Raw genomic sequence first — 14,727 nt, 5'->3', positions numbered from 1 at the left:
TCTCGTCTTGAAGCCCAAACCTTGCCCGTGAACGCACAGTGAGAAGGAACCTCGTGGCAGAGCATGAAGAATCACCGGCACGCCGGAGCACGTCTAAGCGAACCGGAGTGCGAGTACTGATCGCTTCGGTGTTAATTCTGGTTTGGTTGGCCGTCGCGGGTATTGGCGGCCCCACCTTCGGAAAGCTATCCGAAGTGCAAACCAATGATCAGGCCGCATTCTTGCCGACCTCCGCCGAGGCAACTAAGGCCTTGGAGTGGCAGGACAAATTCCGCGACAGCGATGCAATTCCTGCTGTCGTGTTAGTCACATCCGAGGATGGGTTAGATGGGCAAGTCGCCGCCACACTTGCTGAGGACTTGTCAGACTTTGAATACCTAGACGGAGAGGTGACCGGGCCGTTTATTTCTGAGGACGGGCTCGCCATTGAGCTGTTGATCCCCATTAGCGGCGAGGTCAAAGCCGATGAAGGGGTCGAAGCACTCCGCACTCTTCTGCCGGATCTGATCCCCGAGGGCAGTATTAGTTATGTGACCGGACCAGCCGGTTTTAGCGCCGATCTCATCGAAGCTTTTGGAGGTATCGACGGGATTCTGCTGGGTGTGGCGCTCGCCGCGGTACTGATCATTCTGTTGCTGGTCTATCGCTCCTTGCTACTACCTCTAGCGGTACTGATGACCAGTATGGTGGCGCTCTGCGCCGCGATTGTCGTGGTCTACTACATGGCTGACGCGGGCTGGATCCGTCTAGACGGACAGTCACAGGGCATCTTGTCGATTCTTGTCATTGGCGCTGCAACCGACTACTCGCTGTTGATGGTGGCACGCCATAAGGAAGCGCTGAGCCGTGGGGAGCAGAAGTGGAAGGCCGTGAATACGGCCATTCGTGGATCCTTTGAACCGATTATCGCCTCGGGCGGTACCGTGACCGTGGGTCTGCTCTGCCTGCTGTTCTCTGATCTGAACTCGAATAAGGCACTTGGCCCGATTGCCGCCAGCGGCATCATCTTCTCGATCATTGCTGCATTGTCATTCCTGCCCGCAGTTCTCGGCCTGCTCGGCCGCGCCGCGTACTGGCCTTTTGCTCCGAAGCCGGAACTAGAAGGACAACATGCCGCGATGCGTGACGGGCTCTGGGGCAAGATCGCCAACTTTGTCGCCAAGCGTAGCCGCCTGGTTTGGGTGGCGACCACGCTGTTGCTGATCGTTGGTGCACTGGGCATGACCCAGCTCAAGGCCAGCGGTGTTCCGCAAAGCGAACTGGTGACCGCCCAATCCGAGGCACGTGACGGACAGATTGCCCTGGGCGAGCATTTCCCGGGAGGGTCTGGATCCCCAGCTATCGCGGTGGTTCAGGAATCTGAAGCCGAGATACTGCTTGAAGACATTACAAACCTGCAGGGCGTGGACTCGGCATATCTTCAGGCTGAAGATGGCGGACCGGCCATGGCCGAACGCGGTGCCGAACCGCAGGTAGTTGAAGGCCGCTCACTCATTTCCATCACCCTTGCCGATGCTGCCGACTCGGATGAGGCTAAGGACACCGTGAAGGAGCTGCGTGATCTGGTTCATGCGCAGGATGCTGACGGATTGGTTGGCGGTACTACCGCCACTCAGATCGACACCGCCGCAACTGCAATGGCGGACCTGTTCAAGATCATCCCGTTGATTCTCGTGGCGATCCTGATCATTTTGATGCTGCTACTGCGTTCGATCTTGGCGCCGGTGCTGTTGATCCTGACCACCGTCCTGTCCTATGGAACCGCGATGGGCGTCAGTGCCTTGGTGTTCAATAACATCTTCGGGTTCTCCGGTGCCGATCCGGCTGTCCCACTCTTCGGCTTCGTGTTCTTGGTTGCGCTGGGCGTGGATTACAACATCTTCTTGATGACCCGTGTCCGCGAAGAAGCTCTGAAACACGGAACCATCGAAGGTGTGAACCGTGGGCTGAAGGTCACCGGTGGGGTCATTACCTCGGCTGGTGTGGTTTTGGCCGCGACATTCGCCGCATTGGGAATCATTCCAATCATGTTCCTCGTGCAGTTGGGCTTCATTGTCGCCTTCGGCGTGCTGCTCGATACCTTGATTGTTCGTTCCTTGCTGGTTCCAGCATTGGTTCACGAAATCGGACGTGCTGTCTGGTGGCCGAGCAAACTCTCGCGAGGTACGAAGTAACCCTGTCAGAGGTTGATAGGTGGCGGAAGTCTCCTGAACAAGCCGATATCCAGTGGCCTAGGGCGCAGGATATCGGCTTGTTCGCTGATAGAATCATGGATGTGCACAAGCGGTTGCGTCGAGTTTTCGGCGCAGACCCAAGTTCTTGCATGCGTCGACTGATATAGATTTCCCACCGGTCTCGGGGCAATTTCTCTGCCCGCGCGGCCACGCGTACTTTTCGGATCAGCGTTCTTGATCCGGGCGCGGCTGCGGACTTTCTCCAGCTTTCGGCGACCCGATGCGCCGATCATGGCGTTTAAGCTAGTAATAGAGAAAGTTCGTTCATGACTTCAACTTTTAGCGCCCTTGGCGTGCCAGAAAACCTTGTTGCCGTTCTCGAAGCGCAGGGTATTACCAGCCCGTTCCCAATTCAGGAAGCAACCTTGCCCTCCACCCTTGCCGGTGGAGATGTATTGGGCCGCGGTCAGACCGGTTCGGGTAAAACCCTAGCCTTCTCGCTTCCCCTGGTGGCCCGCTTGGCAGCCAAGCCGCAGCGTCGCAAGGCCCGTTTTCCGCGCGCGCTGATCATGGCCCCAACCCGCGAATTGGCTACTCAGATCGCCAAGACCACCGAGCCGTTGGCCGAGGCCGCGGGTTTGCGTACCACCGTGATTTACGGTGGGGTGGCCCAGAGCCGTCAGGAAAAGGCGCTGAACGATGGGGTAGATATTGTCATCGCCTGTCCTGGGCGCCTGGACGATTTGATGAAGCAGAAGCTCGTTGACCTGTCCCATGTTGAAATTTCGGTGTTGGACGAGGCCGACCACATGGCCGACATGGGCTTCCTACCTGTCGTACGTCGGATCTTGGATCGCGTACCAACTGGAATTCAACACCTGCTGTTCTCGGCAACTTTGGACAACGGGGTCGATAAGGTCGTCAAGCGTTACCTGCAGAACCCCACCATTCATTCAGTGGATGCACCCCAGGCTGCGGTCAACACGATGGAACACCGCGTCTTTGTGATCTCTGCCGATGAAAAGAAGGAAATGGTGCGTACTCTGGCCAGCGGCACCGGCCGTCGCATCATGTTCATGCGCACCAAGCACCATGCCAAGAAGATGGCCTTGTGGCTCTCGAAGGCTGGCATCCCGGCGGTGGACCTGCACGGTAACCTCAGCCAGAACGCTCGCGACCGAAACCTGGCAGCCTTCGCTGACGGTTCGGCCAAGGTGCTGGTGGCTACCGACGTGGCCGCCCGCGGCGTCCATGTGGACGGGGTGGAGCTGGTGGTGCACATTGATCCGCCAGCGGAGCACAAAGCCTACCTGCACCGTTCGGGACGTACCGCGCGTGCCGGCTCCGATGGCACCGTGGTCACTATTGCTACCCGGGAGCAACAAGGCGATGTGGCTCAGCTGCTGAAGCAAGCTGGCCTGAAGGTTCCTTTCGAGTCGGTAGATCGTAACTCCCCGGCGGTGGCCGAGGTAGTTGGCGAAGTAGCAGACTTGGTGACCTACGTTGCCCCAGTGAAGCAGCAGCCCAAGCGCAGCACTTCGACCAAGACACACAGCACCGGCACCGCCAACCGTTCGCGCGGTGGACAGAGCAGCCGTCCCGCCCGTAGGGGTTCATCGCTTGAGGAGCAGCAGCGCGCAGGCGGCACCCACCGCTCCGAACGTGGCGCTCAAAGTGCTAGTGATCGTCCGGCACGGTCCTCACGCGGGTCAAATACCGAGCGTCCAGGCAATGGCTCGCGTGGTTCGCGTACTGGCGGGCGTTCGGCCGGGGCCCGAACTACGGCCGGTGCTACCGCAGGTACTCGTGGACGCGGCCCGCGTCGCGCCACCAGCCCGGCGACTGGCGGACGCTAGACCCTCAGTACGAGCAGAATGCTGTAACCCCCGCTTTCTGGAGTGATCCGGAACGCGGGGGTTAAATTTGTTAACCTGGGTTGATCTTAAACCGGCCCTTCGCAATCTGAGCGGTAGCAGTCTGTCCGACCACCAACGCAGAGTAGCGATCGAAGGCAAAGTTGTTGGAGATGACGCTTGCTGCTACCGGTGTGGGGCTCAAGGAACGCCCCGTGCGCAGCGGCACCGTAGGTTCGTGCGCTGCGACACGGTGGGTTCGTGCGCTGCGACACGGTGGGTTCGTGTGTCTGGGACTAGCGGACCCTAGCGATTAACGTTTTTTACGTCCGAAAACAAAATAGGAAATCGGACCGATGAAATTCACGAAGCTGGCTGCCACCCACACGATTTTGGATCCGTTGATCTGACTACTCTCTCGCTTCGAGATGTCGCGCAGAGCCGTGCCTAATAAGATCAACTGCACTGCGGCAGCCGCAACAATGGAGAGTTGAGCCGAGCGGGTAAGTTCAGAAAACTTTTTCTTTTCATTCATCGTTGCTCTCCTTAGTGGCCGAAATGACTGAAAACCACGCGTTGAAGTGGTGTTTAAAGGATATCTCTAAAACCGGGAATGAATCGATGCTGGGTCTTGTTGAACAAGACAGAACGCAAAGTTGAGTGAGTTAGACTCAGGTTTGATTTGACACTCAGAAACCCAAGAGTAAACTTGAGTGCAGAACGCTCAACTGGGCAGAAGCCCGCCGCGTTAGTATTTTCACCAAGGCAAAAGGAGAACCACTATGTCGCGTGCCGTAGGTATCGACCTCGGAACCACCAACTCCGTCGTTTCCGTTCTGGAAGGCGGCGAGCCAACCGTTATCGCTAACGCGGAAGGTAACCGCACCACTCCATCGATCGTTGCTTTCTCCAAGAGCGGCGAAGTGCTGGTTGGTGACATTGCCAAGCGTCAGGCCGTGAACAACATCGATCGCACCATCGCCTCGGTTAAGCGCCATATGGGCACCGACTGGTCGATCGACATTGACGAGAAGAAGTACACCGCACAGGAAATTTCGGCTCGTACCTTGATGAAGCTGAAGAACGATGCCGAGTCCTACCTAGGTGAAAAGGTCACCGACGCGGTAATTACCGTTCCTGCCTACTTCAACGACGCCGAGCGTCAGGCTACCAAGGAAGCCGGTGAAATCGCTGGTCTGAACGTCCTGCGTATCGTCAACGAGCCAACCGCGGCTGCACTGGCCTACGGTCTGGAAAAGGGTAAAGAAGACGAACTGATCCTGGTATTCGACCTTGGTGGCGGTACCTTTGACGTCTCCCTGCTGGAAGTTGGCAAGGATGAGGATGACTTCTCCACCATTCAGGTTCGCTCTACCGCGGGCGACAACCGTCTGGGTGGCGATGACTGGGATCAGCGCGTCGTTGACTGGCTGCTAGCTCAGGCTAAGGCCAAGGGTGCGGACCTGTCCAAGGACAAGATTGCCCTGCAGCGTCTGAAGGAAGCTGCCGAGCAGGCCAAGAAGGAACTGTCCTCGGCTACCAGCACCAACATCTCGCTGCAGTACCTATCGGTTACCGCAGACGGTCCAGTGCACTTGGATGAGCACCTCTCGCGTGCCAAGTTCCAGGAGCTGACCGCAGATCTTCTGGAGCGCACCAAGAAGCCTTTCCAGGATGTCATCCGCGAAGCCGGTGTCAAGGTTTCGGATATCGCTCACGTGATTCTGGTCGGCGGTTCCACCCGTATGCCAGCCGTGGCCGAACTGGTCAAGGAAATGGCCGGCAAGGAAGCCAATAAGGGCGTGAACCCTGATGAGGTTGTTGCCGTGGGCGCAGCCCTGCAGGCAGGCGTTCTGAAGGGCGAGCGCAAGGACGTTCTGCTGATCGACGTCACCCCACTGTCCTTGGGTATTGAAACCAAGGGTGGCGTGATGACCAAGCTGATCGAGCGCAACACCGCGATCCCGACCAAGCGCAGTGAAACCTTCACCACCGCTGAGGACAACCAGCCATCGGTTTCTATCCAGGTCTTCCAGGGCGAACGCGAGTTCACCCGCGACAACCAGGCTCTGGGCACCTTCGAGCTGACCGGCATCGCACCGGCTCCACGTGGTATCCCACAGGTTGAGGTCACCTTCGACATCGATGCCAACGGTATCGTTCACGTTTCGGCTAAGGACAAGGGCACCGGTACCGAGCAGTCGATGACCATCACCGGCGGCACCTCGCTGTCCAAGGATGACATTGAGCGCATGGTACGCGAAGCCGAAGAGCACGCTGCAGAGGATAAGAAGCGCCGTGAGGCTGCAGAAACCCGTAACGCTGCCGAACAGGCTGCTTACTCGGTTGACAAGCTGATCAAGGACAACGAGGACAAGCTGCCTGAAGAGGTCAAGACCGAAGTTCAGGCTGACGTTGACGCGCTGAAGGCTACCTTGGAGAAGCAGGACAACGACGACGAGGTCAAGGCTGCGTTCGAGAAGTTGCAAGCTTCGCAGACCAAGCTCGGCGAAGCGATCTACGCTAACGCACAGGCTGAAGGCGCTGCCGCAGGTGAGGGACAGGATCCAGCACCTGAGGAAGACATCGTCGACGCCGAGGTTGTCGACGAAGACGAAGCCGACAAGAAGTAGGGAGTAAGGGAATATGTCCGAGGCACAGGACCAGAACGCCAACTCCGGCGAGCAGCCGGAGAACCAGCAGGACGCTGCCAATGAGCAGCCGAACGCCGACGCTTTGGGTCAGGCCGAGGCGATCCTGAACGAAGCCGGCGAATCCGTCGAGTCCGAACAGGACGAGGTCGCCGAGGTAGTCACCGAACTACGCAACGACCTGCTTCGTCTCCAGGCCGAGTATGTCAACTACCGTAAGCGCGTGGAGCGTGACCGCGAAGTTGTCCGCGACAATGCGGTCCAGTCGGTGCTCGCCTCCCTGCTTCCGGTACTGGATGACATCGACGCGGCCCGCCAGCACGGGGACTTGGCCGATGGCCCGTTCGCGGCCATCGCCAACAAGCTCGACGGTGTCCTGCAAACACACGGTCTGGAACGTATCGATCAGAACGCCGTGGAATTCGACCCCAACGTGCATGAGGCGCTTTTACGCCAGCCCGTTGAAGGTATCGAAGCAGACCACGTCGGAGCGATCCTACGTATCGGATACAAGAAGGGGGAGCGCATCCTGCGCGCCGCCCAAGTGATGGTATCCACCGGCGAGTAGTCGCCGAGACAAATACACACCGACACTGCCCACTGCCGATTCTCGACAGTGGGCAGTGTTGAATCGGCCGATGAAAGGTTGGATGCCTGATGGCAAGTCAGGACTGGATCGAAAAGGATTTCTACGCGATCCTTGGCGTCCCCAAGGACGCAAGCGACGCGGATATTAAAAAGGCCTACCGGAAACTGGCGCGGCAGTATCACCCGGACACTAACGCCGGGGATGCCAAGGCAGAGCAGAAGTTTAAAGACATTTCCGAAGCGAACTCGGTGCTCTCGGATCCCGAGGAACGTAAACAATACGACGCGATCCGGGCCATGGGCTCCGGTGCACGTTTCACCTCCGGTGGTCCAGGTGGCGGACAGGGCGCAGGGTTTGAGGACATTTTCTCCAACCTCTTCGGCGGCGGTGCACCCGGCGGTGGCCGGGGTGGGCAGGTCCCACCGGAATTCGCGGACCTCTTTGGCGGTGGCGGCGGTTTCGGCGGTGGGGGAGGCTTTGGTGGCTTTGGCCGTCAGGCCCCACCACAAAAGGGCGCAGACCGCACCGCTAGCACCTCGATTTCCTTCGCCGGAGCCATTAAGGGAACCACCATCGGGTTACGTGAACCGAATGGTGAAGTCATTGATGTGCGGATCCCGGCCGGGATCAAGGATGGTCAATCGGTGCGCGTGCGCGGTAAGGGGCAACCCGGAGCCGCCGGCAACGGTGACCTGCTGGTGAAAGTGAAGGTCTTAGAGCACCCCTTCTTCAAGCGGGAGGAACACAATATTCGAATCCACGTTCCGGTCAGCTTCGATGAAGCTGCACTAGGCGCGAAGATTCAGGTTCCCACCTTGGAGGGTGAGGCCGTGACCGTCAAGGTTCCGGCAGGTTCCAATTCCGGGCGTACCTTGCGGCTCAAGGGGCGTGGGGTGAAAACCTCGAAGGTCAGTGGCGATCTGCTCATCGTCCTCGATGTGGTGGTTCCCCAGAATCTGAGTTCGGCGGCCAAACAAGCGGTCGAAGACTTCGCTGCGGCCACTGCGGGGGAAGACCCCCGCGCGGATTTGGCGGCCAAAGCCAAACTGTGAGTGTTGGCCGACCGCCGGTGAGAAGACCGGAGGTCGGCGCACTACACTGAGAACAACGTGTAAGGTCCCAGGAAAGGTGGTAGAAGAGCATGACCGGTGACTTCATTCGTCCGGTTTTTGTCATCTCAGTCGCCGCTCAGCTGGCTGACATGCACCCACAGACTCTCCGGCAGTACGACCGCATGGGTTTGGTTTCACCGAGTCGACAGGCGGGAAAACAGCGCCGCTACTCACAACGCGATGTGCAACTTTTGCGCCAAGTCCAACAGCTGAGCAAAGAAGGCGTGTCCCTCGAAGGTATCCGGCGGATACTGCAGTTAGAACGCGAGGTGGAGCAGTTGCGCGGGCAGGTGCAAACACTCTCCGTGGAGGTACACCAACTGCGCAATAGTCAGAGTCGAGTCTTTGCGGCGGGAACGACCGCCGGAGATGTGGTCAGTCTGGCCCGTGGAATGCGTCCGGTACGCCGCGAAACCAGCTTTGGAATCTTTACTACCCAGCGAGCAATTGGTCGCTAATTTAGGGATCTAGGGGCAATGTCGCGTTGTTCAGGGGATAAAAACTCTGGGTCAGCATGAGCAAACTGCCCAGTTCGAAGTGGACTCAACCATCAAGTAGTGACCAATAAAGCCTGTGTCATCCGCAAAGCCATCACCCAAGGGGAACATGATCAAGCCATCGAGGACATTCAAGGCCTCGGTGCTAGCCCGGTGGGGTAAAGATTCGGGGGCTGACATTGCCATTATGCAATGTCAGCCCCTGCTCTCAATTCATCGTCGCTCAGCTCGTACTAAGCCTTACGGGTATAGGCCAGATCGAAGATCAGTCGTCCGGAGTTCAGCGCCTTGCCTTCGAAGCTGGTCAGGATACGACGCTCAAAGCGTGGTGCCCAACCGCCTTGCTCATCAATGAAGTCGGGATCGCTTTCCTCTTTCTCTAGACCCTGTCGCCGCACCTGTGTCAGATTGCTTTCTTCACCTGCGAAGTTTCCGGGGAACTGGTTCTCGAACGCCTCGTGGGCTTCGAGAAGTTCCCGCATCTGTTCGGCGTAATTTGACCAGTCGGTGGCTAGTCGTAGGGTGCCACCGGGCTTCAAGATGCGGGCCACCTTATCGAGGAATGAGCTTTTGATCAGGCGCCGCTTGTGATGGCGGGATTTATGCCAAGGATCGGAGAAGAAGATCCAGATTTCATCGGCGCTATTTTCCGAGAGCATGACATCAAGAACTTCGGGAGCGTTGGCCTGAATGGCTCGGACATTTTCTAAACCGAAGGATTCGACCTTGAGCATCAGCTGAGCTAACCCGGGGCGGTAGACCTCCACCGCCAAATAGTTGCTTGCTGGATCGTCCTTGGCAGCATTGGCGATACATTCACCTAACCCGGTGCCGATTTCCACAATCAGCGGAGCCTGCCGAGCGAAGGTCTGCTCCAAATCCAAATGCTGATCATCGGCTACCGAGGTGTCAGCGCGCTTACGTTCGGGTTCAATGATGAAGCGTTCGGCATTGCGTTCCCAGGCTTTGGCCCGCCGGCCCTGCAGGCGATTACCACGGCGAACAAAAGATACTGGTTCGTTGCGGTACAGCTCAGGGTCGCGATAGTCAGGATCGTTGATGGATTCGGGATTAAGGCTACTGTCGCTCATGATGATTTATCCTAGCCGAGCTTTATTGTGCAGGCGGTGTCGTCTCCGCGTGAGAACCATCGCGTGATTGACTCGAATTCCCGGGCTGGCTCAGGGTATTCCCGGATGGTGTGGGGTCGGGAACATGCGAGATGATGAGGCTATGAACCTATTGCGTGCGGTGCTTAACGTCATTTGGCTGGTCTTTGGTGGGCTGTGGCTCGCCCTTGGCTACGTGCTGGCCGGCATTATTTGCTGTCTGCTCATTGTCACGATTCCCTTTGGGATTGCCTCGTTCCGGATTGCCGGTTACGCGCTGTGGCCCTTTGGGCGCACCGTGGTGGATCGCGGGCCGGTGGGAGCCTTCTCAACCCTGGGCAACGTGATCTGGCTGATTGTGGCGGGAATTTGGATCGCCATCGGCCACGTGATGACCGCGATACCGATGTTCGTCTCGATCGTTGGTATCCCGCTGGGAATCGCAAACTTGAAGATGATCCCGGTCTCGCTGATGCCGCTGGGCAAGGCCATCGTTCCCTCGGATTACTACATCGGCTCCATTCGAAACCGCTAGTCGACGGAATAAATATCGCGTGTGTCACCCCTCGCGGGAGGTGCGCGCGATATTTTGCTTAAAGATCAGGCAAGTGTGAAGCCGCTCAAAAAGTGTCAGATTCAGCCGCGCGGGCTAAAGGATTTCATCTGAGCTTTCACCAAATGACGAAGATGAGTAGCACTGTCGTCGCGATTGCTCCCGTTAGGTAAAACGCGGCGAGTTTCCAACTAGCTTTCACTTCGCCCAGTGCATACCTATTGTAAATCCGTTGAATCCGGCCCCTACTCCTTCGCCCGAAGGGGTTTCCGAGGATAAGAACTGCCAGCGTAGGAAGAATGTAGATCACGCTGTAGCCCATGAGTAGCAGCACACCGGTGGAAGAAGGAATCTCGGCGTTGATGATGCGCTCCACGGCTAAGAACATGGGAAAAGTACTGGGTAGATCGGCCACTGTGGCCAGCGCGCCAAGGGGTAGCCCGGACCAAGGGTTAACCCACGAAGGGTGTTTGAACTGGCAGCGGTGCTGGCGGCGAAGTAGCAGACGAGGACACCGGCAACGAAGGAGGCAAGGCCCCCGCAGCGGAGGTCCAACTTATCGCTGCCGGACGACGGGCGAGAAGGATAATCGCCACGACGACCCAGATCGTTGACAGATTTAGCGAGTCCACCAGTGGCCGCATCCGTTCGAGGTAACTGCGCGCATGGGCTTTATCTTGCTGGGCGATTGATGACAGCCCATCGACGGCGAGCCGAACGAGCAAAACGCGGTCCTTGTCCGACCCGTCGGCGCTCAGCTCGGCATCCCAACGGCGGGCGTCCGCGCTTTCGATGGCCGCAGTAGATGTGCTGGAGCGGACAACGACCCACGGGCCCCAGTCGAGATGCAACTCGTCCTGAGACTGTTCACTGACAAACCACTCGGCCTCGTCGCACATCGCGCGTACGTAAGCCCGCAGGAGCTTGCCGGGCCGGTTCTCGGTCAGGTCGCCTGTTTGTAAACGATGCTGCGAATCTCGTCGAAGATCCCGCGCGTCAGCGCGTCGAAAAGGACGGAGCGCGAGCTGAAGTGGTGAAGCAAACCGCTCTTGGATATGCCTGCTGCTGCGGCGATGCCACCGATCGATACTCCGAGGCCGTCCTTGGCGATGAGCCGCGAGGCAGCAGCCAGAATTAATCGGCGCGTACGCGCGGTGTCTGGGGGGCAGTGCTCGTCTGCCCGGTAGCTCGTCAGCCATGGGCAACACTATGCAGACCAAAATTATTGCTGCATAGACCATTTAGTCTGTTTAGCTTGCGGCGCGGCAGGTTTTAGTTATCGCTTCTTGTGGGGGGACACCGCGGATGAGGCGCTGTCGGATAGTGGGCTACTGGCCGTCACGAGCCTTGCCCTCGAAGAGCTCGGCGAAGAGTTGCTGCTCTAGGAGGGTTGCCAACATGAGGGTTGCGGGGTCCAGGAGGAGTTGACGTGAACTGTGAGTGACCGGCCTCCGGGGTGGACATTGCGGCAGGATTGGAAAAATTTCTGGTGATGTTCGGAATAGATTCTCTGAAAAGTAAGTTGAGTCAAGTACACTCAAGTTTACGAGGTGTTTGATTTAGAGAAGGGACTCGCGTGGACACCAAACTCACAACCAAGAGCCAGGAAGCACTATCGGCTGCCGGGATGAATGCCTCTACCGCCGGCAATCCACAAATTGAACCAGCCCACCTACTTAAAGCATTGCTCGATCAGCGGGATTCGGTGGCCGTGGCGTTGCTGAAAACCGCGGGGATCGACGTGGATGGCCTCTCCGTTAAGGCCAGTTCGGTCATTAAGAACCTGCCTTCTGGTTCTGGCTCATCCGTAGCTCAAGCGCAGTTCTCGCGACAGCTGCTGCAGAGCGTCAGCGCTGGACAGGAGCTGGCTACCGAGCTTGGCGATAGCTACGTGTCCACCGAACACCTGATTATTGCCCTTGCCTCGGATATCACCAAGGCCGGTGAGGCTATGCGTGAGGCCGGAGCCACTCGGGAACTGCTCAGTGCCACCCTGCCATCCATCCGCGGGGATCGAAAAGTCGATAGCCCGGATCCGGAAGGGACCTTCCAGTCCTTGGAGAAGTTCGGGACGGACATGACCGCTCTGGCTCGCTCTGGCAAACTGGACCCGGTAATTGGGCGCGATAAGGAAATTCGTCGCGTGGTACAGGTTCTTTCCCGACGTACTAAGAACAACCCGGTGCTGATCGGTGAACCAGGTGTCGGTAAAACAGCGGTAGTTGAGGGGCTCGCCCAGCGCATGGTCGCCGGAGACGTTCCCGAATCATTGCGTGGCAAAACCCTCATTTCACTAGATCTGGGTGCCATGGTTGCCGGAGCAAAATACCGCGGTGAGTTTGAAGAGCGTCTGAAAGCCGTCTTGGAAGAAATCAAAGCTGCCGATGGCCAAGTCGTGACCTTCATTGATGAGATTCACACGGTGGTCGGCGCCGGAGCATCCGAGGGCGCCATGGACGCCGGGAACATGCTTAAACCCATGCTGGCCCGCGGCGAATTGCGCCTAATCGGTGCCACCACCTTGGATGAGTACCGCGAAAATATTGAGAAGGACCCCGCTCTAGAACGTCGTTTCGCCCAGGTGTACGTGGGCGAACCTAGCGTTGATGACACCATCGCCATCCTGCGTGGGTTGAAAGAACGCTACGAGGCACACCATAAGGTGGCGATCGCCGATAACGCGCTGGTGGCCGCCGCCTCCTTGTCGAACCGTTATATTTCGGGTCGTCAGTTGCCGGATAAGGCCATCGACTTAGTTGATGAGGCCGCCAGTAGATTGCGCATGGAAATCGACTCGGCACCCGAGGAAATTGACGAGCTGCGTCGTGATGTGGACCGGCTGACCATGGAAGAGCTAGCGCTGTCCACCGAAACCGACCCGGCATCGGTTGAACGCTTGGAGGCCTTGCGGAAGGACATGGCCGACAAGCGCGAGAAACTTGATGCGCTCAATTCCCGTTGGGAAGCCGAAAAGGCAGGACTGAACCGTTTAGGAGATTTGAAGGCAAAACTTGATGAACTGCGCAGCGAAGCCGAAAGGTATCAGCGCGAAGGAGATCTGGAGAACGCCTCGCGGTTGCTCTACGGGCAGATCCCAAGCCTGCAACAGGAAGTGGACGCTGCTGCGGCCGCCGAAGCCAATGATGAAGAGCGGGAGTTGATGGTTGCCGAACAGGTGACCGCCGATGATATCGCCGAGGTGATCTCCTCTTGGACCGGTATTCCGGCCGGGCGGATGTTGCAGGGCGAGAGCCAGAAGCTACTAGAGATGGAAGATGTCATTGGGCAGCGACTGATTGGGCAGAAAAAGGCGGTCGCCGCGGTGTCCGATGCGGTGCGCCGTTCGCGTGCCGGAATCGCGGATCCGGATCGACCTACCGGTTCCTTCCTCTTCCTCGGGCCTACGGGTGTGGGTAAGACCGAACTGGCGAAGTCTTTAGCGGACTTCCTCTTTGATGACGCCCGCGCGATGGTGCGCATCGACATGTCCGAATACTCCGAGAAACACGCGGTCTCCAGGCTCGTGGGTGCCCCTCCAGGGTATGTCGGTTATGAGGAAGGTGGCCAGCTCACCGAGGCGGTACGCCGTCGACCATACTCGGTGATCCTGCTCGACGAAGTCGAAAAGGCGCACCCGGAAGTCTTCGACATCCTGCTGCAGGTACTGGATGATGGCCGGCTCACCGACGGGCAGGGTCGCACTGTGGACTTCAGGAACACCATCCTGATCCTCACCTCCAACCTCGGCAGTCAGTTCCTGATTGACCCGACCTTGGAGGATAGTGCGAAGCGTGACGCGGTGATGAACGTGGTCAACGCCTCGTTCAAACCCGAGTTCCTGAATCGTTTGGATGAGGTCATCTTGTTCGACGCGTTGAGCGTGAAACAGCTGAGCCATATTGTGCAGCTGCAGATCGACTCCCTGTCGGCGCGTCTGTCCGAACGGCGTCTGAGTTTGGACGTAGATGCCGCAGCTCGCGACTGGCTGGCGTTGACCGGTTACGATCCGGCCTACGGTGCCCGCCCGCTACGCCGACTGGTACAGCGGGAAATCGGCGACCGTTTGGCTCGTGAAATCCTCGCCGGAACCATCCAAGACGGGAACACCGTCAAGGTCGGTCTGGACGTTGAAGGGAACCAGCTGACCGTGGCCCCGGCCTAGACGGAATCAGTATTCTGAAGGCAAGTT

The 14,727-nt window shown here is 58.1% G+C and carries 12 protein-coding genes; 8 read left to right on the top strand and 4 right to left on the bottom strand.

Translation table 11 applies throughout. The annotated features are described in order from the left end of the window. The first annotated feature begins 53 nt into the window (after positions 1–53). Both ACQQZ8_RS12005 and ACQQZ8_RS12000 read left to right on the top strand, forming a co-directional pair. The gene (locus tag ACQQZ8_RS12005) at positions 54–2,174 is read left to right on the top strand and encodes an MMPL family transporter (protein WP_431710031.1); all 2,121 of its coding nucleotides are present in this window, start codon (positions 54–56) and stop codon (positions 2,172–2,174) included. A 326-nt stretch (positions 2,175–2,500) separates the two neighbouring features. Next, positions 2,501–4,030 (top strand): DEAD/DEAH box helicase, encoded by a 1,530-nt coding sequence (locus tag ACQQZ8_RS12000; protein WP_431710030.1) that lies wholly within the window; start codon positions 2,501–2,503, stop codon positions 4,028–4,030. Between the two features lie 310 nt (positions 4,031–4,340). On the opposite strand, the gene ACQQZ8_RS11995 is transcribed toward ACQQZ8_RS12000, so the two are convergent. Next, complete coding sequence (locus ACQQZ8_RS11995; protein ID WP_431710029.1) at positions 4,341–4,562, bottom strand: PLD nuclease N-terminal domain-containing protein; 222 nt, start codon at positions 4,560–4,562, stop codon at positions 4,341–4,343. A gap of 247 nt (positions 4,563–4,809) precedes the next feature. Between ACQQZ8_RS11995 and dnaK the strand changes: the two genes are divergently transcribed. The 4 genes from dnaK to ACQQZ8_RS11975 all read left to right on the top strand — a co-directional run bounded on the left by dnaK (position 4,810) and on the right by ACQQZ8_RS11975 (position 8,837). Continuing rightward, entirely contained in the window at positions 4,810–6,660 is a 1,851-nt protein-coding gene (dnaK, locus tag ACQQZ8_RS11990; protein WP_431710028.1) for a molecular chaperone DnaK, read from the top strand. 13 nt (positions 6,661–6,673) lie between these two features. After that, a complete protein-coding gene (locus tag ACQQZ8_RS11985) occupies positions 6,674–7,246 on the top strand; it encodes a nucleotide exchange factor GrpE (protein WP_431710027.1) in 573 nt (190 codons plus the stop codon). 89 nt (positions 7,247–7,335) lie between these two features. Then, entirely contained in the window at positions 7,336–8,319 is a 984-nt protein-coding gene (locus ACQQZ8_RS11980; protein ID WP_431710026.1) for a DnaJ C-terminal domain-containing protein, read from the top strand. Between the two features lie 89 nt (positions 8,320–8,408). Continuing rightward, complete coding sequence (locus tag ACQQZ8_RS11975) at positions 8,409–8,837, top strand: heat shock protein transcriptional repressor HspR (RefSeq protein WP_431710025.1); 429 nt, start codon at positions 8,409–8,411, stop codon at positions 8,835–8,837. Positions 8,838–9,109: 272 nt separating this feature from the next. On the opposite strand, the gene trmB is transcribed toward ACQQZ8_RS11975, so the two are convergent. Further along, positions 9,110–9,967, bottom strand: a complete 858-nt coding sequence (gene trmB / locus ACQQZ8_RS11970; protein ID WP_431710024.1) for a tRNA (guanosine(46)-N7)-methyltransferase TrmB — start codon at positions 9,965–9,967, stop codon at positions 9,110–9,112. Between the two features lie 151 nt (positions 9,968–10,118). On the opposite strand from trmB, the gene ACQQZ8_RS11965 reads away from it, so the two are divergent. Beyond that, positions 10,119–10,520: a YccF domain-containing protein gene (locus ACQQZ8_RS11965; protein WP_431712194.1), complete on the top strand. Its 402-nt coding sequence runs from the start codon at positions 10,119–10,121 to the stop codon at positions 10,518–10,520. 470 nt (positions 10,521–10,990) lie between these two features. Here ACQQZ8_RS11965 and ACQQZ8_RS11960 read toward each other — a convergent pair whose 3' ends face one another. Further along, the gene (locus tag ACQQZ8_RS11960; protein ID WP_431712193.1) at positions 10,991–11,458 is read right to left on the bottom strand and encodes a hypothetical protein; all 468 of its coding nucleotides are present in this window, start codon (positions 11,456–11,458) and stop codon (positions 10,991–10,993) included. A gap of 23 nt (positions 11,459–11,481) precedes the next feature. Further along, positions 11,482–11,613: a TetR family transcriptional regulator gene (locus ACQQZ8_RS11955; protein ID WP_431712192.1), complete on the bottom strand. Its 132-nt coding sequence runs from the start codon at positions 11,611–11,613 to the stop codon at positions 11,482–11,484. A 501-nt stretch (positions 11,614–12,114) separates the two neighbouring features. On the opposite strand from ACQQZ8_RS11955, the gene clpB reads away from it, so the two are divergent. Then, a complete protein-coding gene (gene clpB, locus ACQQZ8_RS11950; RefSeq protein WP_431710023.1) occupies positions 12,115–14,700 on the top strand; it encodes an ATP-dependent chaperone ClpB in 2,586 nt (861 codons plus the stop codon). Positions 14,701–14,727 lie beyond the last annotated feature (27 nt).

Source organism: Glutamicibacter uratoxydans, assembly GCF_050753455.1.
Lineage (GTDB): Bacteria > Actinomycetota > Actinomycetes > Actinomycetales > Micrococcaceae > Glutamicibacter > Glutamicibacter uratoxydans_A.
The sequence above is the reverse complement of the archived record's forward strand: the minus strand, read 5'-3'. Positions and strand labels throughout refer to the sequence as shown.

Excerpts from the sequence above, each read along its gene's own strand:
- ACQQZ8_RS12000 (WP_431710030.1), top strand. The coding sequence starts at position 2,501 with ATGACTTCAACTTTTAGCGCCCTTGGCGTGCCAGAAAACCTTGTTGCC.
- ACQQZ8_RS11995 (WP_431710029.1), bottom strand. The coding sequence starts at position 4,562 with ATGAATGAAAAGAAAAAGTTTTCTGAACTTACCCGCTCGGCTCAACTC.
- dnaK (WP_431710028.1), top strand. The coding sequence starts at position 4,810 with ATGTCGCGTGCCGTAGGTATCGACCTCGGAACCACCAACTCCGTCGTT.
- ACQQZ8_RS11985 (WP_431710027.1), top strand. The coding sequence starts at position 6,674 with ATGTCCGAGGCACAGGACCAGAACGCCAACTCCGGCGAGCAGCCGGAG.
- ACQQZ8_RS11980 (WP_431710026.1), top strand. The coding sequence starts at position 7,336 with ATGGCAAGTCAGGACTGGATCGAAAAGGATTTCTACGCGATCCTTGGC.
- ACQQZ8_RS11975 (WP_431710025.1), top strand. The coding sequence starts at position 8,409 with ATGACCGGTGACTTCATTCGTCCGGTTTTTGTCATCTCAGTCGCCGCT.
- trmB (WP_431710024.1), bottom strand. The coding sequence starts at position 9,967 with ATGAGCGACAGTAGCCTTAATCCCGAATCCATCAACGATCCTGACTAT.